Below are 26,092 nucleotides of genomic sequence, written 5' to 3' on the forward strand. Positions count from 1 at the left end.
ATTTACAGGTTATCTTCGCAGCACATCCTTATTAACCGCATCAGATCATGATACAGATTTCTAATGAAAAACTCACCGTACAGGTAAACCCGCAGGGAGCAGAACTGCAAAGCATTGTACGCAACGACAACGACCAGGAATATTTGTGGAGCGGCGACCCCGCTTTCTGGGGAAAGAAAAGCCCGGTACTGTTTCCCATTGTAGGCGGCCTGAAAAATAACACGTACCGGTACAATGGAAAATCTTACACCCTCGGTCGCCACGGCTTTGCCCGGGAGCAACTGTTTACCGTTACGGAGCAGGAAGCGAACCATGTTAGTCTCCATCTCTCCGACAATGATACTACCAGGGAAGTATATCCCTTCCGGTTCGGCTTTACTATCCAATACCTCCTGCAGGACGACCAGCTACAGGTAACTTACCAGGTTACCAATAAAGACAGCAAAGAACTCCTCTTTTCAGTAGGCGCTCATCCTGCCTTTAAACTGCCGCTGGCAGATGGTACTGCCTACGAAGACTATTACCTGCACTTCAATAAAGAAGAAACGACCGGCATATGGCCCCTGTCGCCAGGGGGACAAATAGAAACTGCTCCTGTACCGTTTCTACAGCAAACAAAGGAATTGCCCCTGAAGAAATCCTTGTTCTACCAAGATGCCCTGGTGTTTAAATCACTGGCCTCTACCGCCATCAGCATTGCCAGCAAACATACATCCCATGGACTCACCCTGGAATTTGAAGGATTCCCCTACATGGGCATCTGGGCCGCTAAAGACGCCAACTTTGTATGCATCGAACCCTGGTGCGGTATCGCAGATAGCGTAAATGCCAGCGGGGAATTGACAGAAAAAGAAGGCATCAACCGGTTGGCGCCGGGCGCTACGTTTGAAAGAACCTGGACAGCCGCATTTTTCTAAGTACAAAAGCGTACTGGTATTGCAACGGAAAGCAATAGCAGTACACTTTCCGCGTTTTGTGTTTACCCTTAATCTCTGTTGATGAAATCCTTTCCACGGTTATCATTTGTGAACGCCATTCTGCTGATAGTGGCCTTTGCCGGGCTGGCAGCTCAACGATACCATCATGATGCCAGTCGTACCACCATTACGTTTAAGCTGGACAAGGGCAGCCGGTTGTTTATTTCCTACCCCCTGAATATAGTTCAGTTTAAAGAGATACACCTCCCTACCATTACTGCCGATTCATCGTTCACCATCACCGTGGAGACAGAAATACCTTTTATCGTCAACAATTTAAACAAAACAAGAACGCCGTACCTCTTCTTCCCCGGATATGATTACACCGCGCACGTCCGGGAAAATGAGTCAGATATCCGCTTCCAGTGTGGTAGTGATGCACAGAAAACAGCGGAATCTAATGTGCTCCGGGAAATAGAAACGGCTACGTATCAATTTAACCTGAGCCTTAGTCCGGTAGCCATGAAGTATGTTTATCAGAGCCGGCAATATGGACGATCACTCGACTCATTTCTTCTGGCACTGAAAGGGCGCCGACTGGAAAAAATAGAAGAATACCGTAACACTAACAAAATATCTTCGGAAGGAGGACGCTTTTTAACCGCCTATGTGTTTTATGATTTTCTAGGAGCCAGGTTGATGCCCTTTTACTATCCCAATTTTGACTTACAGCAACTCCCTGACTGGTATGCGGATACCATACGCCAATATCAACACGTATTCAACGATGCTTCCCTGTTGCGTCTGTACTCCTTTCAGGGAGCATTGATTTACGCCAACCGTTTCCTGGCGCTGAATGCGGCAAAAGGTACTTACGCGCTGGGGGATCAGTTTACCGCAGCAAAAAACTTCACCGCTTCGGTACCGGTTAATGATTTCCTCCTGTACCAGGTGTTGAATAACCACAGGAACAAGGAAGACCGCGACTATGCCAGGTATGTTGACGCTTTCAAAACAGGTTGTTCCGATACGCTCTACCGGAGAATTATTCAGGATAATTTTGAGTACATGGTAAAAGAAAATACCCTGCCGGCTTCAGTATCACAAGCGTTTACCCTGGGTAAAAAGATGGTTAAACTGGATTCCCTGCTCACAAAACAAAAGAAATTAATTTACCTGGATTGCTGGGCTAGTTGGTGTGCCCCCTGTAGAAGTGAAATGCCCTCGTCGGCAAAGTTGCAGCAGCTATTTGCAGGAAAAGATATTTCTTTTGTCTTTCTGTCGTTGGATCAGGACCCTGGCCAGTGGCGGCGTGCGGTTGGCGACTATCCCTTTATGAATGCTGGCAACAGCTTTGTGCTGATGGGAAGTAATCAGTCCTCATTTGTAAAGCAACATCGGATTCACAGTATTCCACGCTATATACTCCTGCGCAATAATGGGCAGATCATCAGTGAAGACGCCCCAAGACCTGGAGACCCACAAGCGGCGGAACTCATCAATAAACATTTATAAGTATATAAAAAACAACGGAGTAACGTGATCGTTACTCCGTTGTTTTTTTATACAAGATTAGGTTACATCTAGAAATTATATCCTGCCTTCAGCCCAAAGAAGCCCCTGGTACCATCTTTAAACCAGGCTTCGTATTTGGCTTCCACGTCCAGGCCCAGTAAACGGATACCAATACCAGGAGCCACCAGGCCGCCTACGCCGTTGTAGTTCTTGCCCATATATTGTACTGTACCACCTTCCACTTTCACATACAGCAGCGAAATCAGCTGGTATCTCAGCCCCAGGCGGATAGGTATTACGTTATAGTTAGGGTACGTATAGGTGGTGCCGTTACTGGTGTAATCCTTACCGGGGAAACGGAAGTAACTGACAGAACCTACCGCCGTTAAACCTGCTACCAGCTTCACATCAGCACCCAGGCCGATACCATAACCCGTATTGTGGGTATCATTGAATTTACCAACGGGAAAGCCGGCTTCCACAAAAGGTCCGATACTGAAACGTTTCAATTGTGCCTGCGTCGACTGTGTACTGATACACATCACCAGGAGCATGGTGGCAAATGCCAGGACGATTTTTTTCATAAGAACTAATTTTCAAAGGAAATGGTTGACTAAACAATCAGCCATAAAAGTACGTAACTAATTGTTAATTACGACTGATGAATTAGTACGGGATGAGATATCGACAAATCTTCCCGTTGATGACCGCCGGTGGAATGATGCCCATTGCCGGATGGTAATTCTATTTTTGGCGGTATCAGCTTGTACACTACGGGCGTCACTATACGCGACAACAAAGTAGAACTGATCAACCCTCCAATCAAAACAATCGCCAGTGGCGCAATCAGCGGATTGGTAGATATGGCCACCGGTATCAGTCCGCCTATGGCAGTGAGCGAAGTGAGTACGATCGGCAGGAAACGCACTTCCCCGGCTTCCCGTATAGCTGCATCCAGCGGAGTACCCTGCATACGCAGCTGGTTGGTAAAATCTACCAGTAAGATGGTATTCTTCACCTCTATACCAGCCAGGGCTATCAGGCCAATTATTGCCACAAAGGACAGGGAGTTGCCGGTCAGCCAAAGCGCTATCGCCGCACCTACAATACCCAGCGGGATTACCGACAATACGATCAGCATGCTCTTAAAGGTTTTGAATTGCAGGATCAATACGGCCACAAACAGGAACACGGTCACAATAATTACGCCCATAAAGCCACCAAAGGAGTTTTTACGGCTTTCTACTTCACCTCCCATCTCATAACTATATCCTGTTGGCAGATGCATGGCATCCATTTGTTTTACGACGTCGTTAATAACCTGGTCGGTCAGGAAACCCTTGCGGATAAAGGCACTCACGGCTACTACCCGGTTTTTCTCCTGGTGGTTAATAGTCAGGGGAGATGTTTCCAGCTGTAGCTGTGCTACCTGTGAGAGTGGAATCGCCGTTCCCTGGCTGTTGTTCACATACAAATCCTTAAATACATCCAATGTAGGCTTACCCGTTTTTTCTTTAGTGAGCAGGATATCGTAATCGTTGTCGTTTTGATCGTTGTACTGACCCAGGTTAATACCGGAGATGGCTAAACGCACTACCCGGTCAATATTGGCGGTAGGAATCCCCAACTGCTGGGCCTTTTCCCGGTCTATCTTTACCCGGATATCCGATTTCAGGGTGCTTACGGGGTTGTTGATATAAATGGTACCGGCTGTTTTTTCCAGCAGCTTTTCCACGTTGCCGGCTACTGCCCGCAGGGTATCCAGGTTGTCGCCAAAGAGCCTTACTTCTACCGGTGCCACCATCGGTGGCCCCTGCTCAAAATTCTTTACTTCCACTTTAGCGCCGGGATAAGGCGTCCAGCGCTTGCGGAGCGACTCAATCAGCCTGGTTTTTTCGGCGGGGCTGGCATGAGGGTCCAGCTGCACAAAGATCTGGGCATAGTCGCCCCGTTCGTTCTCCTGCATTTCGTTGTAATAAATGCGTGGGTTGCCTTTCCCAATATTGCTGACATAGGAACGGATGTCTTTTTCCTGTTTCAGCGTTTGTTCTATTTGTTGTACAATGCCATTGGTATAAGCAAGATTGGACTGCGGCGGTGCAAAAATATTGATGAGGAATTGCGGCTTTTCTGAAGCCGGGAACAGGCTGAAACCAATGGCTTTAAACAGGCCAATGGCGCCGCCAAAAATCACCACGGATACGATCAGCGTCAGCACAGGTCTTTGCAGGGCCTTGTCCAGCAGGCGGGCATAGCTGCCATGGATTAACTTTTTCAGCATACGCATAAACAGGTTACCATCAGGGTGACCGCTATGCTCTTTCAGCAACCGGCTGGCCAGGAAGGGGATAATAGTGAGCGATACGCCCATGGAGGCCAATACGCTGAAAATAACGGCCAGCGGGAGGCTCCGGATAAAGTCACCGCTGCCTTCAGGCATAAATACCAGCGGCATAAAGGCAATAATCAATGCTGCGGTACAGCCAATAACGGCTAGCCCAATCTGGGAAGTGGCTTTCAGCGTGGCTTCCATGCGGGAATGTCCTTCCAGCATCCATCGTTCTATATTTTCTACCACCACAATGCTGTCGTCTACCAGCAGCCCCAGGGCTACTACCAATCCCACAATGCTCAGCTGGTTCAGGTTATAGCCAAAGAACTGCAGCAATACGATGCCAATAGATAACGACAACGGGATGGATATCATCACAATTAATGCCGGGCGTTGTCCTAACGGCAACAAGGTAAAGGCCACCAGGAGTATGGCGATGAGGAAATCCTTTCCCAGTCCGCTTAATCGGTTGTTGACCGCATCGGCCTGGTCGAAATACTGCACCAGGTCAATATTAGCGGGCAGGGTTTGCTTGAACTTTTCTATAACAGGTTTGTACTGCTGCTGTGTTTTGGAGATGTTTTCACCGCTCTTCTGTGCAGCAGAAACCACAACGCTGCGATGCCCGTTGAGGCGTACGAAGTATTTCTCATCTTCAAAACCATAATATATCCGGGCAATATCTTTCAGGAATACAATCTTTCCATTGGCATTGGATACAATAGTGTTGTTGATTTCATCGATATGCTGGTAGTTGCCGCTGGTTTTGATATTGAAGCTTTTGTCGCCTGCATCGATGCTCCCACCGGGGATATTGGCCATTTCGCTTTGTACGGCAGCCATCACCGTGTTTACCGGCAAATGCAGCTGGGCCATTTTATCAAGCTGCAATTCCACCCTTACCTGCTGATCCGGCAGGCCATGCAGTTTTACATTTTTGAGAGAAGGAATTTTTTCCAGTTCATCCTGCAGCTTGTCAGCATAGTAGCGTAGCTTGTCGCGGGAGGCATTTTCAGAGATCAGGGCTACCTGCAATACGTTTACATCGGAGGGTTCCTGCTTTCTCACTTCCATGCTGTAAATGTCTGCCGGCAAGTCTTTCCGCTTGTTGTTGACTTCTCTCACCAGCTCCTGGTATTTCTGGTCTACGTTAGAGCTGTATTTATACTCTACCCGTATCAGGGCTACGCCATCGTTGATGGTGGTGCGCACCCGTTTGATGTCATCCAGTCCATAGATTTCTTTCTCCATGGGATCTACTACCAGGTCTTCCATGTCTTTGGGACTGGTACCGGGGTATACCACTACCACGGTAAACTGTGGCGCTCTCATTTCCGGATCTTCTGAGCGGGGCATATTGAGGATGGTAGTAAGTCCCAGCACGATGATCATGATGAAAATGACCAGGGTAAACTGGTAGTTTTTGACGGCATATCTCGCTATTTTCATGGTAGTAATGATTATTGGATGATACGGATAGGTGATTGATCCTTCAGGTAGGCGCTGCCAGAGATGATGAGTGCCCTGGCTTGTTCCATGCCGCTGCTGATAAGTACATTTTCTTTTTCCATACCGGCTACGGTGACGGGCACTTTTTGTGCGGTTTTATTATCGTTGGTCACAAATACAAAGCCGGTGCTGCCGTTTCCATCGAGCAGGGCGGCGTAGGGGATACTCCAGGTGCTGCCAGCAGTGGTGGTGGCGGCGTTGATATGGCAGCGGCCAAACATGCCGGCCGCGATAGCGGCGGGCTTGCTGCCGGTCAGTTGTACGTCTACGAGGAAGGTACCGCTCTGCGCATCGACACCCTCCGATTTACGTGTAACCATGCCTGTTAAACTGTCGCCCGGTACGCCGGAAATTTCTATGCCGGCTTTATCTCCTGTTTTTATCTGTGCCCACTCTCTATCGCTTACGCCTACACGTAATAGCCAATGTGCGCTGCTGGCGCCGTTGGTTTGCAACACGGCCGTGCCGGCGTTCACCATCTGGCCGGCGCTTACCAGCTTATGCAGAACGTATCCATCCTGGGTAGCATGGATAGAAGAGTAGCTGCGGTTAAACTGGGAGGTGCTCAGTTGCTGCCGGGCCTGGTCCATCACGGTCTTGCTGTTATCCAGCTGTTCCTGGGTAGCTACGCTGTCGTTGTGCAACCGCATGGTCCGTTGGTAATCCCGTTGCGCTTTATCAAAGGCCAGCTGGTCACGTTGCACCTGTGCATCAATTTCTGTGAGATTGAGGGTAGCCAGCAACTGTCCTTTATGTACCCGGTCGCCTTCTTTCACCAGTATATTATTGATAATGCCGTTGGTTTTGAAAGAGAGATATACTTCATCATCGGTGGTAAACTGGCCAGACGCATGGATGGTGATAGCGCTGCCCTGTTTGGCCAGGGGCATTACTTTCACGGGAATAGTGTCTGAGTTGCTGGTAACAGCCGCCGGCTTGCTGCCGCAGGAAAACAGGAGCAGGGAAAGTGGCAGCAGCAGTAAGGTATTTTTCATGTGAGTATAATTTATTGGTTGTTGTTATCAATCTGGTAAGATGCCTGGGTACGTTCTACTGCGGCGTAAGCGGTTTGTACGGCCGCCTGGGCAACAGTGGTTTGCAGCTGTGCCTGGGTCAGTTGATTCTGCGCATCCAGGAGTTCTATATACAGCAGTTGCCCTTCCTTATACACCTTCAGCTGATCGCGGTAATATCTTTCTGCGAACGACAGCTGGCTTTTAGCGGTGTTGAAGTTCAGCAGGGCCGTCTGGTAGTCGTTAACCGCCTGGTATACCTGTAGCCGCAGGGCTTCTGCTGTTTGGTCGGCGGCATTGGTGATGGTTTGTACATCATTGGCCGCCTGTTTGATTTTGTATTTGTATTTGTGAGAAGCAAATAAGTTCCATTCCAGGTTTACGCCGAACAGGTAATAGCGCGTATCCCGGTTGAAGTTGCCCCCCATACCCTGGGAGCCCAGGTCGACGAAGGTGCTGAGCTTAGGTACCAGGTAAGCCCGCTGTAATTTTTCGTTTAACCGGTAGGCGTTAGTAGCACTTTTGTACTGTGCCAGTTCTTCCCGGTCGTTGATGTCTTTGCCGGGCAACTGTGCCGGAGCGGTGAGTAAAGTGCTGTCCAGCGTAATGTTTTCGGTGAGACCGCGATTCAGCAGGAAGTTGAAATAGGCCCTGGAATTCTGCCGGGAGGCCACTGCTTTATTGATATCGGCTTCTGTTTTTTCTTTCTCGGTCTGCGCACGGTACAAGGCGGTGTTATTGCGCACGCCATTGCGCACCATGCTTTCATTGATGCGGATATTTTCCTGGATCAGCGACAAGGCATTGTTGTATATAGCCACGGCCTGTGAGGCCTGGTAGTATTGGTAGTAGGCGGTTTTGATATCTTTTACCAGTTCCCGTTTATATACGTTTACCGCTGCCTGTTGCTGCGTAATCTGTTCTTTTTTTATCAGCTGGTTGTAATAGATTTCTGCATTCAGCAATGGGAGGGAGGCCCGCAGTTTGGCATCGTAAAAATTATCGGGGTTCAGTTGTACATGCACATTGTCGAGCGATTTAAACTGGTGACTATTGGTGAGCTGGTTGAGGCTGTTGTACACCGGGTTCATGATATCGCCGATAGGAAAGTCGATAGTACGGCCTCCCGACGATTTGGTATAATTGCCCAACAGGGATACGTTGGGACCAAATAAGCTCCTGGCTTCTTGCAGGGCCAGCATCGATTTGGTTAGCTGGAAATGTTGTTCCTTCAACCCCTTATTATTTTGAAAAGCTTGTTGAATGTATTGGTCCAGCACATTGTTCTGCGCCAGGATGGGGCGTCCGGCCAGCAATACGGCCACTAACAATGCTCCTTTAATAACTGATGTGTACATAATGAACGGTGTTTATCGATGCGCAAAAAAATAAAGCCAGGAGGCTTCTGTAATCAATGTTGATATACTAAACAGTGTTTAATAGCAGTGTTAAAAAAAAGCCAGGATGGCTTTTTACTGATTTATGCTTTGATCATCTCCAGGTATTCGTCAATAGCGGTGGCGATTACCCGTGGTACATCTTCTTCCGGTACCCTGGATACCTTGGTACATCTGCCCCGCAGATGCAGGCTGATTAAGCCATGCGCAAAGCCCCAAACTGACAGGGTAGCTATCGTAGCATCTTTAAATTTCACTACCTTCTTCTCTATACACTCCTGCATCAAGCCATGCAAGGCATCGTAAGAAGGATCCCCGTTCTCCCATTTCTCTTTCTCTACCAGGGTGTTCATCGGCGCTTTAATAATAAACATCAGATCGTACAACTCCGGGTGTTGCCGGGAAAATTCAAGATAGGCAACGGCCAGTTGCTCCAATCGTTTGAACGGATCCTCCGCGTTTATCTTCTCCCTGAACTCCTCTGCCAGGGTGGCAAAAGCCTGGCTCTGCACATCATACAACAGTTCGTCTTTATCTTTGTAATAGAGATAAATCGTAGCCGGACTGTACTCAATCTTATCAGCGATGTTGCGGATAGATACTTTTTCATAACCTTCTTCCACAATCATCTCAACAGCAGCATCTACTATGCGCCGGCGCATTTCTGCCTTTTCACGCTCTTTTCTTTCAATAATGCCCAAGTTGTTAGGTTTACAGTGCAAATATACTGAACAGTGTTTATTTTCCAAATTTATTTTCAGCAAGACCTTTTCAAAATTACTCCACGCTCACCTCATCGCAACATAGAGCAGGCTGTTTACCCGCTACCAGGCGCCATTCCGGCAAAGCGGCCGGGCATTTGGCAGTAACCCTGATATACCTGGCGGAAGTGCCTGGTAAAGAAAAAGGGTAGTGCTGGATTTGGACGGTATAGTCTTCGGCCGGCACCTGGATGTCTTTTTCCCCGGCAGTGGTAAAATGTTGCCCGTCAACCGACGTTTCTACCTGTATACGTACCGGCGTAAAAATATAATGCCGGGCATCCAGCAGGAAATTCATTTGTACCTGGTGAATAGTTTTGTTAGTACCCATATCGATCGTGGCAATCATATCCTTACCATAGGTAAACAGCCAGTTATAGCTGAAATCTTTACCACCCATTAATCCATCGGTAAGGGTAGCCTCTTTCTTGGGTGAATATTCTGGCGTATAAGGGTGTACCAGCGTTACCGGCGCACGTAATGCCAGGCTGTTGATCCATTTACGGGAAAAAAGCTCCTGCCATTCCTGTACGTAGGCATCGGGCGATAAACCACCTTCCGACAGCTCCTGTACGCCGGCTGTCTTACATTGCTGCGCGAATTGCTGGACGCGCTGCGGCCACCTCGCTTTTACGGTACCATCGGCCTCCAGGTAGCCGTATTGCTCGTTTCCATAGTAGCGTGATTGCTGTAATACCACGTATTCCAGGAACAGGCGGGTACCAGCCACCCGCTGCCGGAAAACAGGATTGTCACCCGCGGCCGTTTCGGCCTTGTCCAGCAGGGTGGAGTATTGATCTATCAGCTTCGGTGATAAGTAGTCACGGATATTATAAACCGGGTTCCCGTAAATATCCAGCGTAGTATGCGTGGTTTTAACGGCATTGCTGAGTGCCTCCAGGTATTGCGCTATAAACGGCGCTGCCGGGCCATAATATCCTTTCAGGAAATCATTATTGACCTGCTGCATATCAGCGTCGGGATGCCATAACAGGGCCGCCTGTACGTAGCTGTTATAGGCCGCCATATCGCCATAGGTTTCGCCGCTACCCTGGGAAAACACACCTTTCACATGATGTGCCGCAAAATATTTGATATTGGATTGCAGGTTATCATAATCCGGGAAAGGGGCCAGGTAGTTGGTAAACTGCGTGGTATAGTCCCAGATAAACAGGTTGCTGGTCATCGCTTCCCATCCTTCCAGGTGCTTGCGGAAAGCTGCGGCCGAAGACGTTTGTGCCAACGGCTCCTGCCGGAAAGCATCTATGGTGCTTAGCATGATATACACGTTGTTGCCGGGCTTCGTTTTCAACGGCGGCCTGGCGGTATAGCCATAAGCCAGCGTGGTAAAGCGTTGCTGCGGAAACTGACTGGCTACGCGGTTTACAAACCGGATCAGGGAACCCTGTGGTCCGCCTTCCTCTGCATCTGCCTTACGGCATAAATCGCAGGTACAGGCGCCGCCGCCATCCTCGGGAGATATAGACCAGTATGCTGCATCGGGGTTATCTGCAATGGCCTTTTTAAACCGGGCTACCGTTAATGCATATACGTTTTCATTACTCAGACAGAGCTGTTGGGCCTGCCTTTTCCCGTTTACCAGTGAATAATATTCCGGGTGTTCCTTAAAATAAGTAGCAGGTGGAAGGAGCTTAAAAAAGGAATGTCCCCACAGTCCCCACAGGTCTTCAAACCGGTGTAACCGGTGCCACGACAGGTATTCAGGGTCCATGGAAGGAGGGTAGTAGCTCTCCCGGTAAAGGAAAGCCGGTTCCTGCAAATCAGACAGGGACCCGCTGATACGTATATCCTTTGTTGTTGGAACCAACGCAGGGCCCGCGCCATCCTTACGGCAACCCATATAGGCCTGCAGGGTATGATATACGCCGTATACTACACCTTGCCCGCTGCCCCCGCGGATATAAAGGAACTTGTCTTTACTGCCGGTAAAAAAACCTTCAGCCTTTATCTTTTCCGGGCCATAGGTATGGTCGGTACTGCCAATAAATACGGCCAGCTGATCTTTATACTGGTTTTCCGGGATCACCGGTAAAGCAGCTCCGGAAATACGTTTTACATAATCCCTGAATATATCTGCTGCTTTACTTTCCGCTTTGCTGGCCTCCGTGGGCACTACAATAACATAGGCACTGTGCCCCTGCTGTACCAGCGATAATTCACCAGTTTGCGGGTGACACGCGCCTAGTAACATAGTTGTCACCGTTAACAAAACACTGCTCATAAATCTGCACATTGTAAGTCTGTTAAAATTTCCGTTGGAGCATCAGGTAAATATCATACTGGTTCTGATAGCCCACATCGGTAATTTTCTGGTTGATCCAGGTGCCATATAATCCCAGCGTAGTGCGGTAATGCAATACTTTTTGATAACCTACCCCCACACTATGCGTCAGCAACCCCGAAAGATTCGGAAAGTTAATCAGCCGGCTCCGGTCATCCGGAGAAGTACCCAAGCCACCTACCAATTGCAGGTAATCCTGCCGCTTGTTCATAAAATAGCGGGTAGTGAGATTAAAGGCGGTGTAGTTTTTGGAAGATTCGTTGATTATAAAGCCCCGGAGGTTCACCCAGAAATCACCGAACGGCTTAGCTACAGAAACCACACCAGAAATACTGCTGGTACTGTCCAGGTTCAGGTAACGCCCGCCCAACTCTACCTCTATCTCCTTTTTAAATGTTTTGAAGATAGAATAGGCCGCCCTCCATTGCGGGAATACCTCTTTATTGGAATAAGCCACCATGCCATAGGAATACAGGCTGCGATTATGTGTGTAATACATTTCGGCCAATCCCTGTAAGCCGTTACCCGTCTGCCTTCCGGCGTAGTTCACCTGGAAAGCATAAGAGCCGCGTTTCATAAAGCGCCGGTACTCCACCGTGGCAATATTGTATTTATTGCCCGAATAGTCGAAGCTGGAATTCAGGTAGTACAAGCCGAACTGGTTTTTCAGCGTTTTGCTTTCCAGGTAGTCGTGATAGTCCCTGTTTTCCGGTGTGTTATGCAGCTTTACCACCGTATCGGCTACCAGTGCGGCGGCCGCAAAATCTTTTTTATTTTCCAGCGTAATGGCCCGCTTCATTAAGAAGCCTTCATTGTCGGGGTAGTATTTAAGCCCCTGCGCTGTATAGGCCAGGGCGCTGTCGTAGCGTTGTTGCCCGTTCAGGATATTGATGCTGTACAGCAAGGCCATGGAGTCTTTCGGGTGCAGGGCCAGCACCTGGTTGAAGCGCTGCAAAGCACTGTCGGGCTGCTGGTGGCGCTGGTATTCGGTTCCGGCCGACATCAGGCTGTTGACATACGCTGTTTTATATTTCTGTGTGTAAGGATACCTGTTCATCAATTCGCCCGTAATGGCGGCAGCAGCGGCGTATTCATGCTGATCCTGCAATACGGATGCTTTCTTTAGCAGGAAATCGCGGTTGCCCGGGTAGTAACCTAATGCTTTGTCGGCGTAATACAAGGCGCTGTCAGGCTGGCCGGTGGCGCTTTCCAGGTTGACCATATAATCCAGTGCATCTATGTTATCGGGAGATACGTCCAGCACCTGCTTAAACTGTTGTTTGGCGAGGTCGTACTCCTCTGCTCTCATATAATTGCGCCCGTTGGTCAGGTAAAGGTCGGTGAGGTGATTGTTCAGGCGTTCATCTGCCGGGAACCGGGCAGCCAGTTGCCGGGCAATGGCGGCCGCTTCTTCATATTTGCCGGTTTCGCTCAGCAGGGCAGATTTTTTCAGCAACAAGCCGGCATTGTCGGGATAGTAGGCGAGTGCCTGGTCTATTACTTTCAGTGCGGCGGCATTATTTTTTTGGGAGATATAGGTATTGGCCAGGAGGTTAAGGGCGGTACTGTCATTGGGACTGGCCTTCAGGACACTTTCAAAAGAGGCGGCGGCCAGGTCGTACTGCTGCTGTGCGAGATAGTCGCGCCCACTGGCGGTTTGCAGGGTTACCAATCTTTCCCGGAGTGGTGCATTGGGAGTACGCTGATACAGCGTTTCTGCCAGCGCAGCCGCAGCGCTGTATTTATGGTCGCTTTCCAGTACATCCATTTTCATGGCCAGCAATCTGGCATCGGCCGGGCGATGCTTTAATCCCTGGTTAATCCAGGCGAGGGCTTCTTTATAGGCGCCCCGGGTCATACTGTAGCCAATGAGTTTATCCAACGCATCGCGGTTGCCCGGATCTTTTGCCAATACGCCGGCATACAACGTATAGGGGTCGGTGTTAGCATAGTAGTTAGCGGCTTCCAAACGCAGCGAGGTAGCGAGGGTGCGGGCTTTGGCATCGGAAGGATATCGCCGCTGTATTTCGGCCAGGGTAAGAAGTGCATCTGTATAAGCATGCATTTCCTGTTCTATGCCCAGCTTGCGCATCAGCAGGTCGTAAGCGCCCGGCCGCGCCGCCAGGGACTCGTTTACCTGGTCTAAGGCCGATTGATAATTGCCGCCTTTCAGCGCCACTGATAGATTGGCTTCGCGGGCGTCCTGGTTGCGGGGATCTACCAGTAATACGCGGTCATAACTTTGCCGGGCCATACTGCTATTGCCCAGTTGCTGAAAGTATTTGCCACTTACCAGGTAATGTTCTATATAGGCATTACGTACGGTGGTATCTTCAGGGTACTTGCTCATCAGCGTCTCTGCATATTCATTTCCCTGGTATACTTTGTGTTGCAGGTCCAGTATGCCCAGCTTCTTACGCATAAATTCCGGGCTACCGGGGAAGTTGCTAAGCGCTTCATCGGCATAGCACTCTGCTTCTGCATATTTACCGGTGGTCAGTTCTACATTGATGGCATAATAATAGGCATCGCGGTAGCGGGGATTTTTAGCCAGTACGGCTTTAAAATATTTCCTGGAGAGATCGTATTGCTTCGTGACCATATAAAGCCTGGCCAGCAGTAGCTGCTGGTCGATGAAGTCAGGTTGTTTTTCCAATGCCTGCTTCGACAGGCTGATGGCTTTGTCGTAGTGCTCCTGCTTCGTTTCCTGCACCGCCTGGTTGTACAGGGATTCAGCGTTGTCTTTTCCTTTAGAGAGCTGTGCCTGCGTTTGCAGGGCGCAACACATCACAATGCCCGTTAACAGCTGTTTTAATACCGCCATTATTTTTTATTTAAGCGTTTACTTTCTTTTTACTGAAACCTTGTCTCTGCATGTTTCCCCAGGTCGATTTTTTTCCGGTGAGAAAGAACCAATATCCTTTTAGTGCAAAAAATACGATCAGCGGGTGATAGATCAGCGGTTCCAGGAAGGCCATTAATGCCAGGCCTATCACCTCCCGCCAGGTTTTATAGTACCGGTAGGTAAGCTGATCCCAGCAAATGGCCAATGTGGTAATCATTACGGAATACAGGTACACAAAGGCCAGCAAAATGATGGCATATTGCCAGCTCACCTGTTCCGTGGCAATCAGGTAGATATAATAGCAGATACCTATAAACTCGATGATGGGCGCGAGGAATTCAAAAAACAGGTTGTAGGGAAGCACGATCAACCCCAGTTTTCTATAACGGGGATTAAACAGGAACTTCCGGTGTATAGTGATGATTTCGCTCAGCCCCCGGCCCCAACGCGTACGTTGCCGGCCAAATATTTTCAAATTGGGAGGACCTTCCGTCCAGCATTGGGTGGTGGGAATATAACGGATGGCATATTTCTGTTTATTATCGATCATGTAGGCACACATGCGGGTCACGATATCCATGTCTTCTGCAAAGGAAGTGTGATCATAGCCCCCCGCTTTAATGGCCACCTCCTTATCAAATAAGCCCAAACCACCGGATACATTGGGAACGCAATTGATGCCGCTCCAACCCATTTTCCCCAGCACATATGCCCGTATATATTCCATTTCCTGAAAGCGGGGTAGCAGTTTTTCGGGGGGACGTACCCGTATTATAATGCCTTCATCTACTTCACAGGAGTTGGCTACACGCAGCGTGGCGCCAGTGGCAATCACCCGGCGGCTGTCTTCTATCATATGTACATATCCGCATTCCGGGCAAGGTTCGCCTACTTCCTTCGTTTTCTTGTGTTCCTCATCCATAAAAGGCTTGATCATACGCAGCAACGTATCCTTTTCGATGATACAGTCTACATCTGTACACAGGAAATAGTTGAACGAAGCGGCATTAATACCGGCGTTGGAAGCATCTGCCTTACTCTTTCCATTCACTTTGTCGATCACCATCAGCTTATCATAGGCCGTGTTGGTGGACTTGAATATGCGTCGTACCGGCCGTGTTGTAATGCGCTCATTGTAGGCAAAGTCTACTTCTACCAGTTCAAACTCATTGATCAATTTTTCGAGGGTATCATCGGTGCTCCCATCGTTTACAATGATCACTTCAAAGCGGGTATAGTTCAGGGTGAGGAGGGAGCGTACATTCATGATGATGGTAACGCCCTCGTTGAAAGCGGGGGCTATCACTGATATGCCCGGTGTGAGCGGCGATTCCAGTAGCTGGTCGTAGTTGGTATAACTGCTCTTGCGCCGGAAAAGTTGGATGCCACGGTAAGATAAGTAAGCCAGCAGGGCATACATAAATAACATGGTACCTCCATATATAAATACACCGCCTTCAAAAAACGATTTCAGCATACTTTTATTACTTTATTTCTTTTTCCCAAAGCCCTGTCGCTGCATATTTCCCCAGGTGCTTTTTTTACCGGAGAGGAAATAATAGTACCCACGCAGTGAGTAGAGCACAATAAGGGGATGATAGATTAAAAACTCCATAAAAGGCGTCATGCACAAATAGGCTACTTCCCACCAGGATTTATAATACCGGAAGGAGAGCTGGTCCCACACAATGGAAATAGTGGTGATCATCACCGAGTACAGGTACACGAAGAGCAGCAGTAGCAGGGCATATGGCCAGTTGATGTTGCCGGTAACAGCCAGCAGGATATATACAACGATACCGCTGAATTCAACCAGTGGCGCCAGCAATTCGAAGAAGAAGTTGAAAGGGAAAACGATCAGCCCCATTTTCCCGTAGCGGGGATTCATGAACATAGGGAAGTGACTATACATCAGTTGTGCCAGCCCCCTGGCCCAGCGGGTACGCTGCCGGTTAAATATTTTGAGCGTAGCCGGCGCTTCTGTCCAGCACAACGTTTTGGGTATATAGCGTATGGCGTAATCGATTTCATTTTCATGCGCATAACGGCACATCCGTGTCAGCAATTCCATATCTTCTCCAAAGGAACTATGATCATATCCACCACAGCGGGTGGCCACCTCTTTATCAAACAGGCCCAGTCCCCCGGATACGTTGGGCACGCAGTTGATATAACTCCAACCCATTTTTCCCAATACAAAAGAGCGGATATATTCCACTTCCTGGAAGCGGGGGAGGAGCTGCGCCGGAGGGCGCATACGGATCATCACACCTTCGTCAAACTCACAGGAATTGGCAATGCGCAGGGTAGCGCCTACGGCAATCACGCGCATTTTTTCTTCCTGCATAACGGGCAGGATCAGCTCCAGCAGGGTGTCTTTATGCAGTATGCAGTCTACGTCACTGCAAACGAAGTAATTGAACGTAGCGAGATTGATACCGGCATTTACTGCATCTGCTTTGCTTTTCCCATTTACTTTATCGATTACTAATAAAGAGGAATAGGCGGGGTCAGTAGACTTATATATTTTCCGTATAGGATGTGTCCGTATTTTCACATTGTAGGCATAGTCCACTTCCACCATTTTAAACTCCGCAATAAGCTGTTCCATGGTATTGTCGGTACTGCCATCATTAATAAGTACAATCTCGTAACGGGGGTAGTTGAGGGTCAGCAGGGATCGTACGTTGGAAATAATGGTCATCCCTTCATTAAAGGCCGGCGCCAATATAGTAATGCCCGGCGCCAGCGGTGAACTGGATAAGAGGTCCAGCTGGTGGAGGGAATTTTTCCGGGTGTACCGGCTGACCGCCAGCCGGGAGAATATGGTCAGTAAGGCATATACCAGCAGTAACACCAAGCCATATACGAAAATCGCGCTTTGATATATTTTTCCCAGTATTTCTAAAATACCACTCATTAGTATTTGATTAATGGGTTCATACAGTGTTTCAGAATGCGCAGGTTTTCTGGTGTGGCGGTAGCCATCAGTTCTTCTATCACCTGTTGGGCAATCCAGTCATTTTTTACCAGTGATTTGGCGGCGCTCTTGCGCAGGTCAAAGTCGGTGGAGTGCAGGAATTCCAGTTTCAGGAAATCTATATGACGTCCACTGCTGATACGGCCAATGGCCTTTAATATTTCTATCTGACAATGCAGCGGTTGCGTACTGTAAATGCTTACCAGTTTGTCTTCCACGTCGGGCACCCGCAATTTTCCCAAACAGTTGATGGCGTCGGCCCGCAGGTAATGGTCTTTGGTATCTAAAAGTTTGATAACGGCAGGCACCGCGGGCAATTGGTTGTAATGCACAATCAGTTTCAGGCAAAAGGAAACCACGCTCTTATTGGAGGAGTAAGTAACCCAGCGGGCAAAGTTAGGAATCGCAATGTCCTCGGTAGTGCTGATAATACGAAGTAATTCTACCTGGTCCCACATCAGCAGGGGTTCCGTTACCACATCAAAAAACTTAAATGGCTCATTCTTACTGAGTTTGATATAGGCATGGCGGGCGGCGGCTCTCAATTCACGGTTACGGCTATTTGTTAACGGTAAAATAGTCACATCTGCCACCGACATGTTCATGCTGGTAAATTCAGTCAGCGCCTGTACTTTCTTTTCCCAATGGCCGGCTTTCATTTTTTTCATGGCGTCTTTGTCCAGCTCCAGTTGCATGTAAAGACTACGTAGCAGTAGCCCCATATTTCCCCTCACGTTACGGCGAAAGTGGATAATACGCTCGGTAAGAGCAGTCCGGGCCCACTTTTTGTCCAGTGGCAGCTCCTGGAAGGCGTCCAGGTTAAGCACCACCTGGTCGGCCGGCAGCGTGTCGGCTTCCGGGTGGGTCAATACTTCATCTATTATGAGGCTATCTATTTTGGGAAGCAGTTTTGCTAAACGCTTATCCCGGCGGTTACCCAGATAACGGTTTCTCAAAATAGAAAAATAAGCGAGCAGGGTACCCAGGGCAGCTATTACTATAAATATCATGGCTAGCTGTATCACCAGCGGAGCATACCGGAAGGTATTAATAACGGGTTCCAGGAAGGCAGGTAGTTGTATGTCGAACATCAGCTATTTATTCTTCATTAATAATCGTTTAACGCGGATCATTAATTCGGCAGGGATGATAGGTTTTTTGAGGAAATCATCTGCGCCCAGCTTAAATCCTTCCATCACCATGTCTTCGTTCCCCGCATTGGAAACAATGATCACCGGGATAGGCCGGGGCTGGCTTTTTACCTTGCTCAGAATTTCAAATCCATTGGCGTAAGGCATCATAATGTCGGTAATAATCAAATCATAACCGTACTGGGTAGACTCCAGCTTTTCAAATGCTTCCTTGCCATTAGATACATGATCCAGCTCATATTCTGAGGAGGGGAGGATTCTTGCCACTATCTTAGGCATTATTTCGTCGTCTTCTACTAACAGTATTTTACTCATAGTGGCTGCGTTTGTTCCGTAAACAATGTGAATGAACAATTGTTTACCGATTTTTATAAAATATGGTGTTGATGTCTCGCTTTAGAAATCAGTTTTGCCGTTGTATGCGTAGATATATACTTATAGCATAAATGATTAGATTTTCTATCTGAAAAATTATTTTTAAATTAATACTAAAACCACTACATAACATGACACAAAGGTATTGAATATGAAGGCATTTCGGTACTTTTATACCTAATATAACAAATTATCAGACATTAACGAATTCCTTTTTTCAACGTGGCACCAATCAAAATTTCACTGGCCAACAGGTTGTACCTCGGCTTCTCATTGGTAGTATTGCTGGTATTGCTGAGTGGTTTATTAACCTGGCGTACGTTTGATTCTCAAATGGAAGAAGCCAGCTGGGTACAACACACCTACCATGTACTCAATAATTCCGAAAGGGTACAGCGGCTCCTTTTTGATATGGAAGCCGCCAGGAGAGGGTTTAGGAGCACTTTCGACCATAAATTCCTAAAGCCCTATGAACTGGCACTGCCAAAAGTGGCGCCGGCGCTCAACGACCTCCATGCTCTGGTGTCGGATAACCCGGAACAATACAAAAACGTGGATTCCCTGGAAGATGAAGTCAACAACCTGCTTAGTTACTGGAATGAACTGGACCATACGCTGGAGCAACAACGTTTCGAGCAAAACAAATCCATCACGGAAACGGAAGCCCTGATGATGGACCGGGTACGGGCTAAAATATCGCTGGTCAACGCAGAAGAGCGCCGCCTGCTGGCACTCCGGGAAAATTATAAAAACGAGTCTTTTTCCAAAGCAGTAAGAGCATTGCTGATCAATAATGCCTTTATTTTATTGGTAGGCTGCATCCTGATGTGGGTGACTTACGTGGAATTTAAACGAAGGCTCCGTGCACAGAAAGCGCTCAATCTTAAGCTCACGGAAGTGGTAGACCTCAACGAGGCCGCCAATGAGCGCAACTGGATGCTCACCGGCGTAAATAAAATGAATGACAGTCTCCAGGGCGTAAACAGCCGGGGAGAACTGGTACACAGCGCCCTGCAAACCTTAACCACTTTCGGGGAATTTGCCGCCGGCGCTTTTTATCACTTTAATGAAGAGGCCAACCACCTGCGTTTAGAAGCCACTGTTAATATGCCTGCGGCTGTTGCGGCTGTGGTAGCTATTGATGAAGGCTTTGTAGGCACCGCCGCGAGCAACCCCGACCTGCGGGTGATCCGCGGAGTACCGCCCAGTTACTGGCAATTATCGTCGGCCAGCGGAAATAGTGTAGCCGGGGAATTGGTATTGATACCACTCTGGGTGGATAACGAACTATTGGGCGTTATTGAACTGGCCTCCTTTCAACCGGTAACCCCACTGCAGATAGGCCTGCTGGAAATATTAAAGAAAGACATTGCCGTGGCGGTGAATGCCGCCAACGCCCGTGAAAAGGTAATGCAGCTCCTTCACCAGGTACAGGAACAAAAAGAAATACTGATCAGCCAACAGGAAGAACTGCGGCAGTCGAACGAAGAACTGAGCCGTCAATCAGAAGTACTACAGGCCTCAGAAGAGGAACTACGGGTACAGGAAGAAGAGTTACGGCAGGTGAACACAGAAATCACCGTAAAAAACTACGCCCTGGAAATTGCCCGGAACGACCTATCCCAGAAAGCCGCAGAGCTGGAAGCCAGCAGCCGGTATAAGTCTGAATTCCTGGCCAATATGTCGCATGAGCTGCGTACACCGCTCAATAGTGTACTTATTCTCGCTAAAATGCTCCAGGAGAACAAGGATAAAAACCTCACGTCAAAGCAAACGGAATATGCCGGCATCATCCATAAGTCAGGCTCAGACCTGCTCCACCTGATCAATGATGTACTGGATCTCTCCAAAATAGAAGCCGGTAAAGTGGAAATGAATTTTGAGGCGATACCCGTGAGCGAAATTATGGATGATCTTTCCGATCTCTTTGAAGTAGTTTCCCAGGAGAAGAAAATACAATTCATTAAAACCATCGCGCCCGACGTACCCACCACCCTGTTTACGGATAAACTCCGGCTGGAACAGGTGATCCGCAACCTTTTATCCAATGCGTTTAAGTTTACGCCCGCTGCCGGCGTCATCACGCTTTCCTGGTATATGATCAACCCGGATACACTTAGTATCAGCGTTAGTGATACGGGGGGAGGCATCCCGGCCGACAAACAGGCCCTGATATTTAATGCCTTCCACCAGGGGGATGGCAGCACCAGCCGCAAATTTGGCGGTACCGGGCTGGGATTGAGTATCAGCCGCGAACTGATGCAACTGCTCAAAGGATCGCTGGTGCTCGACAACAGCTCCCCGGCAGGCAGTACCTTCAGCATTACCATCCCTGTCCATCCTGGTGCCGATGCAATTGTTGCTACGGAGAACACCCTGGAATATACACCATCTCCATCACCTGTACCTGCTATCAGCGACGATCGCGATAATATCAGCAAGCAGGATAAACTGATTCTCATTATAGAAGATGATATTCATTTCGCGGATATCCTCCGTGACTTTGCCCGCAATAAAGGATTTAAAACGATTGTGGCCCACAATGGCCAGGATGGATTGGCCTATGCCCGCAAATACCTGCCGGCAGCCATTATCCTCGATATGAACCTGCCGGTCATTGATGGTAAGAGCATTCTTAAAATCCTGAAAAGTAATGAAGACCTGAGCAAAATACTGGTACATGTTGTCACCGCGGCCGACAACGCAGGTATTGGTGAGGATAACGTACATGGTTATACGAGGAAGCCGCTGCAACTGCCCGACCTGGAAGCCGTATTTACCAATATCAGCGCCCGCATACAGGCGGGGCTTAAAAAAGTATTGCTCCTGTCGGCCGGCCCACAGAGTGCGGATGCGGCCATTAAAGCCAAAAGTGAAGAACGCCACCTGGAAACCCAATACGATGTGGCCGCCGGTATGCCCGACGCCAGGCAACTCCTGGCACAAAAGAAATACGATGCGGTTATCATGGAAATTAGCGCGGAGCTGAAGCTGGATACCGGGATGCAGCAATTAGAGACCCTGACCAGTATGCCCGAAACCGGCGATACCCCGCTGATCGTGTATCTCGACCAGGATATTACCAGCAGCGAGGAACAACAGCTGAAGAGATATGCCGCCGCTATTGTGCGCAACTCCGCCCTCGCCACCGACCGGCTGATGGACGAATTGGAACTCTTCCTGTATAAACTGGAGAAAAAAGAGAAAGTGGAATACCCGGAAACGCCCGGCATTGCTACAGTCCTGTCAGGAAAGAAAGTGCTGCTGGCAGATGATGATATGCGCAATGTATTTTCTATCAGCGCCCTGCTGGAAGACCAGGGAATTGAAGTGCTCACGGCGGCAGATGGTAAGGAGGCAGTACAAACCCTGCAGGAACATCCAAAGCTCGACCTGGTACTGATTGATATTATGATGCCGGAAATGGATGGTTATGAAGCCATGCGCCTGATCCGCGCCGACCCAAGGTTTCAGCAATTGCCGGTGATTGCCCTCACTGCCAAAGCAATGGCAGAAGACCGGGTGAAATGTATGGAAGCAGGCGCCTCCGATTATATCGCCAAACCCGTAGATAATATTAAATTATTGTCGTTGTTAAAAGTCTGGTTATCTTAAAGCTGATATGGTAGAAGGTATCAGCCATAGCGATTTTACTGACCTGGTGAAGATCATTCAACAGCGGTATGGCTATGACTTTACCAACTATGCCCCAGCGTCGCTGAAACGCCGGTTTATCCGCTTTATGGCATATAAGCATATCAACAGCATCTTCGAACTGAAACACCGGCTGCTCAATGAAACGCACTTTTTCCAGGAAATGGTCCAGTATATTACGGTGAATGTAACAGAGATGTTTCGCGATCCATCGTTCTATAAAGCGCTCCGGGAACAGGTATTACCGCGACTGGCATCTTACCCTAATATCAAAATATGGCATGCCGGCTGTGCCTCCGGGGAGGAAGTATATTCTATGGCCATCCTGCTGGAAGAAGCCGGGCTAATGGATCGTTGCCGCATCTACGCAACGGATATGAATGCCGCCAACCTGAAAAAGGCAGAAGAGGGCAGGGTTACGCTGAAGGAAATGAAAGACTATACTTATAATTATATACAATCGGGTGGGATTCATGACTTTTCTGGTTATTATACGGCCTACGCGGATCATGTGATTATTCAGCCGGCATTAAAACGTAATATTATTTTCTTCCAGCACAACCTGGTTACCGACCAGGTGTTCAACGAATTTCAGCTGATTTGTTGCCGGAATGTTTTTATATATTTTAACAAGACACTGCAGGAGCGGGTGGTAAAGTTATTCTATGAAAGCTTAACTTCGCTGGGCTATCTGGCGTTGGGTTTAAAAGAGTCGTTATTATATAATGAAGAAAGAGTAAAATTTGAGCCGGTAAATGCGGCCAATAAAATATTCAGACGTAAAACATAGCCGTTGACGCTTCCCCCTAAATACCGTATCCTGCTTATCGGCGGTTCTGCCGGTAGTATGGCCGTATTGGTGACGTTGCTGAACCATTTTCCCTCTCCTTTTCCAATACCGGTAGTCATTATCATGCATAGGTTAAAGAACGTTGTCAGTGAGTTGGATAAACTGCTGTCTGTACAGCAGGAGATTCGGGAACCGGAAGATAAAGAGCAATTATTGCCGGGAAAAATTTACCTGGCGCCGCAAAACTATCACCTGCTGATAGAAGAGGATGCCACCTTTTCGCTGGATTATTCGGAGCTGGTGAATTTTAGCCGCCCGGCCATAGACCTTAGTTTTGCGAGTGCTGCAACCGTTTTTGGCGCTCATGTGCTGGGCATTTTGCTGAGCGGCGCCAACAGCGATGGAGCGGAAGGATTGTCGCGCATCATTGCCGCAGGCGGTACCGGTATTGTACAAGAACCGGCCACCGCGGAATTCGACGTTATGCCGCAGGCAGCCATAGACGCCAATCCCGGCGTACAGGCGATGTCTGTGGAAGAGATCATCCACGTTATCAATAACATAAGTACAGAAAATAAAAGTTGACAAATGAAGCAGCTCAAACCGAAAACACTTACTATCCTGCTGGTAGATGATAAACCGGAAAACCTGGTGTCGCTGGAACATATGCTGGAAGGGGAGAACCGGGAAATCATCAAAGCCAATTCCGGTAATGAAGCATTAAAAATAATATTACGGCACAATGATATCGGGTTGATTATGCTGGATGTGCAAATGCCGGATATGGACGGGTACGAAGTAGCCCGGTTGTTACAAACAAATCCCAAAACAAAAGATATTTCTATCATCTTCGTTACCGCTATTAATAAAGATGAGCAATTTGTAATGCGTGGTTTCCAGGAAGGCGCCATAGATTACCTGTCAAAGCCGCTCGATATCAATGTTACCCGGGCAAAAGTCAGCGTGTTTGAGAAACTATATCGTTCCCAGTCAGAGCTGAAAGAGGCTATGGCAGAAAAGGAAAAGATCAATAAGCAACTGGAGCGTTTTATGTACGTGGTAGCGCATGATCTGAAGTCGCCCCTATCGGGCGCCATAGGGCTGCTGGCGTTGATTAACGATGATGAGCGTATCCAAAATGCGCCCGATCTGAAAGAGTATATGAAAATAGTACTGGGTGCTACCAATCACCTCACAGAAATGATCACTTCTATGCTGGAGTACACCCGGCAGAGCGATATGGAACAAACGATTGAAGACGTAAATGTGCATGAACTGATTGCGCAGTTGTCCCATTTACTGTTTCCGCCGGCGCATATCCATATTGTAACGGAAGGCACCTTACCGGTATTGGAAACCAATAAACTGAAGCTCCAGCAGGTGTTTCAGAATCTTATTTCCAATGCCATCAAGTATAACGATAAGAAAGAAGGATTGATTACCATCGGTGGCGCCGATAAGGGAGAATACTACGAATTTTATGTAAAAGACAATGGGCCGGGAGTGGCCAAACGCGATACCGACCGTATATTCCGGTTGTTCGAAAGATTGGACAACGATGGTAAAGAAGAAGGTAGCGGTATTGGGTTAAATATTTTTAAACTACTGGTAGAAGAGCAGGGAGGCAAGGTATGGGTAGAATCTCAGCAGGGCGAAGGCAGTACTTTCTATTTCCTCTGGCGTCAGTCCTGATTATTCAAATATCCATAAACGCCCGCTGATTTGCTGGGTATTCACCGGGAAGCAGGATACCTTCAGGGTGTTGTTTTCCAGTTGCCAGTTCCAGTTTGTAATTGAATTTTCGGGAGAAGAGAATAGCTGGACGGCCTCTCTGTAAATATCTTCGCTATTGGTGGCGCTGTTGCGTAATTGTGCCATGGCATCCGATAAGATGGCCGGTAGTTGTTCGCCCGGACCAGAAAGTCCCAGTAAGGTGGCGCCTTCCTGGTTAATCCACCCCGACAATCCATCGTTGTTAATGAATACCATGGCATGCGGAATGGTGTACAGGATAGCGGAAAAGCGTGTGGCAATACGTTGAAAGTACAGTTGCTGCTCAGATTGCAACAGGATTTCTTTCAGTCGCAGACTGATAGTTTCAATACATTCCTGGAATTCAGGCGTAAAGGTTTGGGGCGCACTCCAGCCCAGTATCATCAGGCTATTATTGGGAGTCGTATTTACCGGGATAATAACAGCAGAGGATAGCGCCTGCAAGATGCCTGATAGGGCATTTTCTTTAGGCGGGGGGATTTTCGACCAATAGATACTTTTAAACCCCTGTGCATACAGCAGCTTTTTGATGGGATCAGGATTCAGTACAATTCCATTCAGGTGAACGGGCGACGCGCATTTTACCTTGGCAGTAGCTTCATCTTCAAACTCCAGTTGCAGGGCAATATCTGCCATGGTAAGGCTTTTTACCAGTGAAATGCTGAACGCAAGAAAAGAAGAAATGTGTTTGTCTTTATCCCAGCGACTCGTTTGGTTAATAAAATTTAAGGCTTTACGCTCCCAGTTACTCACAGTATGAAATTAAAAGAATGAAATA

The 26,092-nt window shown here is 48.2% G+C and carries 18 protein-coding genes; 6 read left to right on the forward strand and 12 right to left on the reverse strand.

What is annotated here, in order from left to right:
• The first annotated feature begins 47 nt into the window (after positions 1–47).
• Both HGH91_RS18835 and HGH91_RS18840 read left to right on the forward strand, forming a co-directional pair.
• Positions 48–917: an aldose 1-epimerase family protein gene (locus tag HGH91_RS18835; RefSeq protein WP_168740349.1), complete on the forward strand. Its 870-nt coding sequence runs from the start codon at positions 48–50 to the stop codon at positions 915–917.
• Between the two features lie 81 nt (positions 918–998).
• Positions 999–2,432, forward strand: a complete 1,434-nt coding sequence (locus tag HGH91_RS18840) for a TlpA family protein disulfide reductase (RefSeq protein WP_168740350.1) — start codon at positions 999–1,001, stop codon at positions 2,430–2,432.
• A 68-nt stretch (positions 2,433–2,500) separates the two neighbouring features.
• Here HGH91_RS18840 and HGH91_RS18845 read toward each other — a convergent pair whose 3' ends face one another.
• The 11 genes from HGH91_RS18845 to HGH91_RS18895 all read right to left on the reverse strand — a co-directional run bounded on the left by HGH91_RS18845 (position 2,501) and on the right by HGH91_RS18895 (position 19,037).
• On the reverse strand, positions 2,501–3,016 hold the full coding sequence (locus tag HGH91_RS18845; protein ID WP_168740351.1) for a hypothetical protein: 516 nt from the start codon (positions 3,014–3,016) through the stop codon (positions 2,501–2,503).
• A gap of 68 nt (positions 3,017–3,084) precedes the next feature.
• Positions 3,085–6,213, reverse strand: a complete 3,129-nt coding sequence (locus tag HGH91_RS18850) for an efflux RND transporter permease subunit (protein ID WP_168740352.1) — start codon at positions 6,211–6,213, stop codon at positions 3,085–3,087.
• 11 nt (positions 6,214–6,224) lie between these two features.
• Entirely contained in the window at positions 6,225–7,268 is a 1,044-nt protein-coding gene (locus HGH91_RS18855; RefSeq protein WP_168740353.1) for an efflux RND transporter periplasmic adaptor subunit, read from the reverse strand.
• Positions 7,269–7,279: 11 nt separating this feature from the next.
• Positions 7,280–8,644 (reverse strand): TolC family protein, encoded by a 1,365-nt coding sequence (locus tag HGH91_RS18860; RefSeq protein ID WP_168740354.1) that lies wholly within the window; start codon positions 8,642–8,644, stop codon positions 7,280–7,282.
• 122 nt (positions 8,645–8,766) lie between these two features.
• Positions 8,767–9,384, reverse strand: coding sequence for a TetR/AcrR family transcriptional regulator (locus HGH91_RS18865; protein ID WP_168740355.1), 618 nt, complete (start codon positions 9,382–9,384; stop codon positions 8,767–8,769).
• A 76-nt stretch (positions 9,385–9,460) separates the two neighbouring features.
• Complete coding sequence (locus HGH91_RS18870) at positions 9,461–11,656, reverse strand: DUF4838 domain-containing protein (protein WP_168740356.1); 2,196 nt, start codon at positions 11,654–11,656, stop codon at positions 9,461–9,463.
• Between the two features lie 52 nt (positions 11,657–11,708).
• The gene (locus tag HGH91_RS18875; RefSeq protein WP_168740357.1) at positions 11,709–14,570 is read right to left on the reverse strand and encodes a tetratricopeptide repeat protein; all 2,862 of its coding nucleotides are present in this window, start codon (positions 14,568–14,570) and stop codon (positions 11,709–11,711) included.
• Between the two features lie 10 nt (positions 14,571–14,580).
• On the reverse strand, positions 14,581–16,068 hold the full coding sequence (locus HGH91_RS18880) for a glycosyltransferase family 2 protein (protein ID WP_168740358.1): 1,488 nt from the start codon (positions 16,066–16,068) through the stop codon (positions 14,581–14,583).
• Between the two features lie 12 nt (positions 16,069–16,080).
• On the reverse strand, positions 16,081–17,511 hold the full coding sequence (locus HGH91_RS18885) for a glycosyltransferase family 2 protein (RefSeq protein WP_168740359.1): 1,431 nt from the start codon (positions 17,509–17,511) through the stop codon (positions 16,081–16,083).
• Positions 17,511–18,662 (reverse strand): HEAT repeat domain-containing protein, encoded by a 1,152-nt coding sequence (locus tag HGH91_RS18890; RefSeq protein WP_168740360.1) that lies wholly within the window; start codon positions 18,660–18,662, stop codon positions 17,511–17,513. Before HGH91_RS18890 ends, HGH91_RS18885 begins: the two co-directional genes overlap by 1 nt.
• 3 nt (positions 18,663–18,665) lie before the next feature.
• Positions 18,666–19,037: a response regulator transcription factor gene (locus HGH91_RS18895; protein WP_168740361.1), complete on the reverse strand. Its 372-nt coding sequence runs from the start codon at positions 19,035–19,037 to the stop codon at positions 18,666–18,668.
• Between the two features lie 282 nt (positions 19,038–19,319).
• Here HGH91_RS18895 and HGH91_RS18900 point away from each other — a divergent pair, with 282 nt between their 5' ends.
• From HGH91_RS18900 to HGH91_RS18915, 4 genes are read left to right on the forward strand one after another with little or no spacing between them, the layout of a single operon-like run.
• On the forward strand, positions 19,320–22,712 hold the full coding sequence (locus HGH91_RS18900; protein WP_211092354.1) for a response regulator: 3,393 nt from the start codon (positions 19,320–19,322) through the stop codon (positions 22,710–22,712).
• 7 nt (positions 22,713–22,719) lie between these two features.
• Positions 22,720–23,541 carry a CheR family methyltransferase gene (locus HGH91_RS18905; protein ID WP_168740362.1) on the forward strand — a complete coding sequence of 274 codons (822 nt, stop codon included), beginning with the start codon at positions 22,720–22,722 and terminating at the stop codon, positions 23,539–23,541.
• Between the two features lie 3 nt (positions 23,542–23,544).
• Entirely contained in the window at positions 23,545–24,126 is a 582-nt protein-coding gene (locus tag HGH91_RS18910; RefSeq protein WP_247651776.1) for a chemotaxis protein CheB, read from the forward strand.
• 3 nt (positions 24,127–24,129) lie between these two features.
• Positions 24,130–25,233 (forward strand): sensor histidine kinase, encoded by a 1,104-nt coding sequence (locus HGH91_RS18915; RefSeq protein ID WP_168740363.1) that lies wholly within the window; start codon positions 24,130–24,132, stop codon positions 25,231–25,233.
• On the opposite strand, the gene HGH91_RS18920 is transcribed toward HGH91_RS18915, so the two are convergent.
• Complete coding sequence (locus HGH91_RS18920) at positions 25,234–26,067, reverse strand: hypothetical protein (protein ID WP_168740364.1); 834 nt, start codon at positions 26,065–26,067, stop codon at positions 25,234–25,236.
• Positions 26,068–26,092: the final 25 nt, after the last annotated feature.

Origin of the sequence: Chitinophaga eiseniae (genome assembly GCF_012641265.1) — a bacterium.
Lineage (GTDB): Bacteria > Bacteroidota > Bacteroidia > Chitinophagales > Chitinophagaceae > Chitinophaga > Chitinophaga eiseniae_A.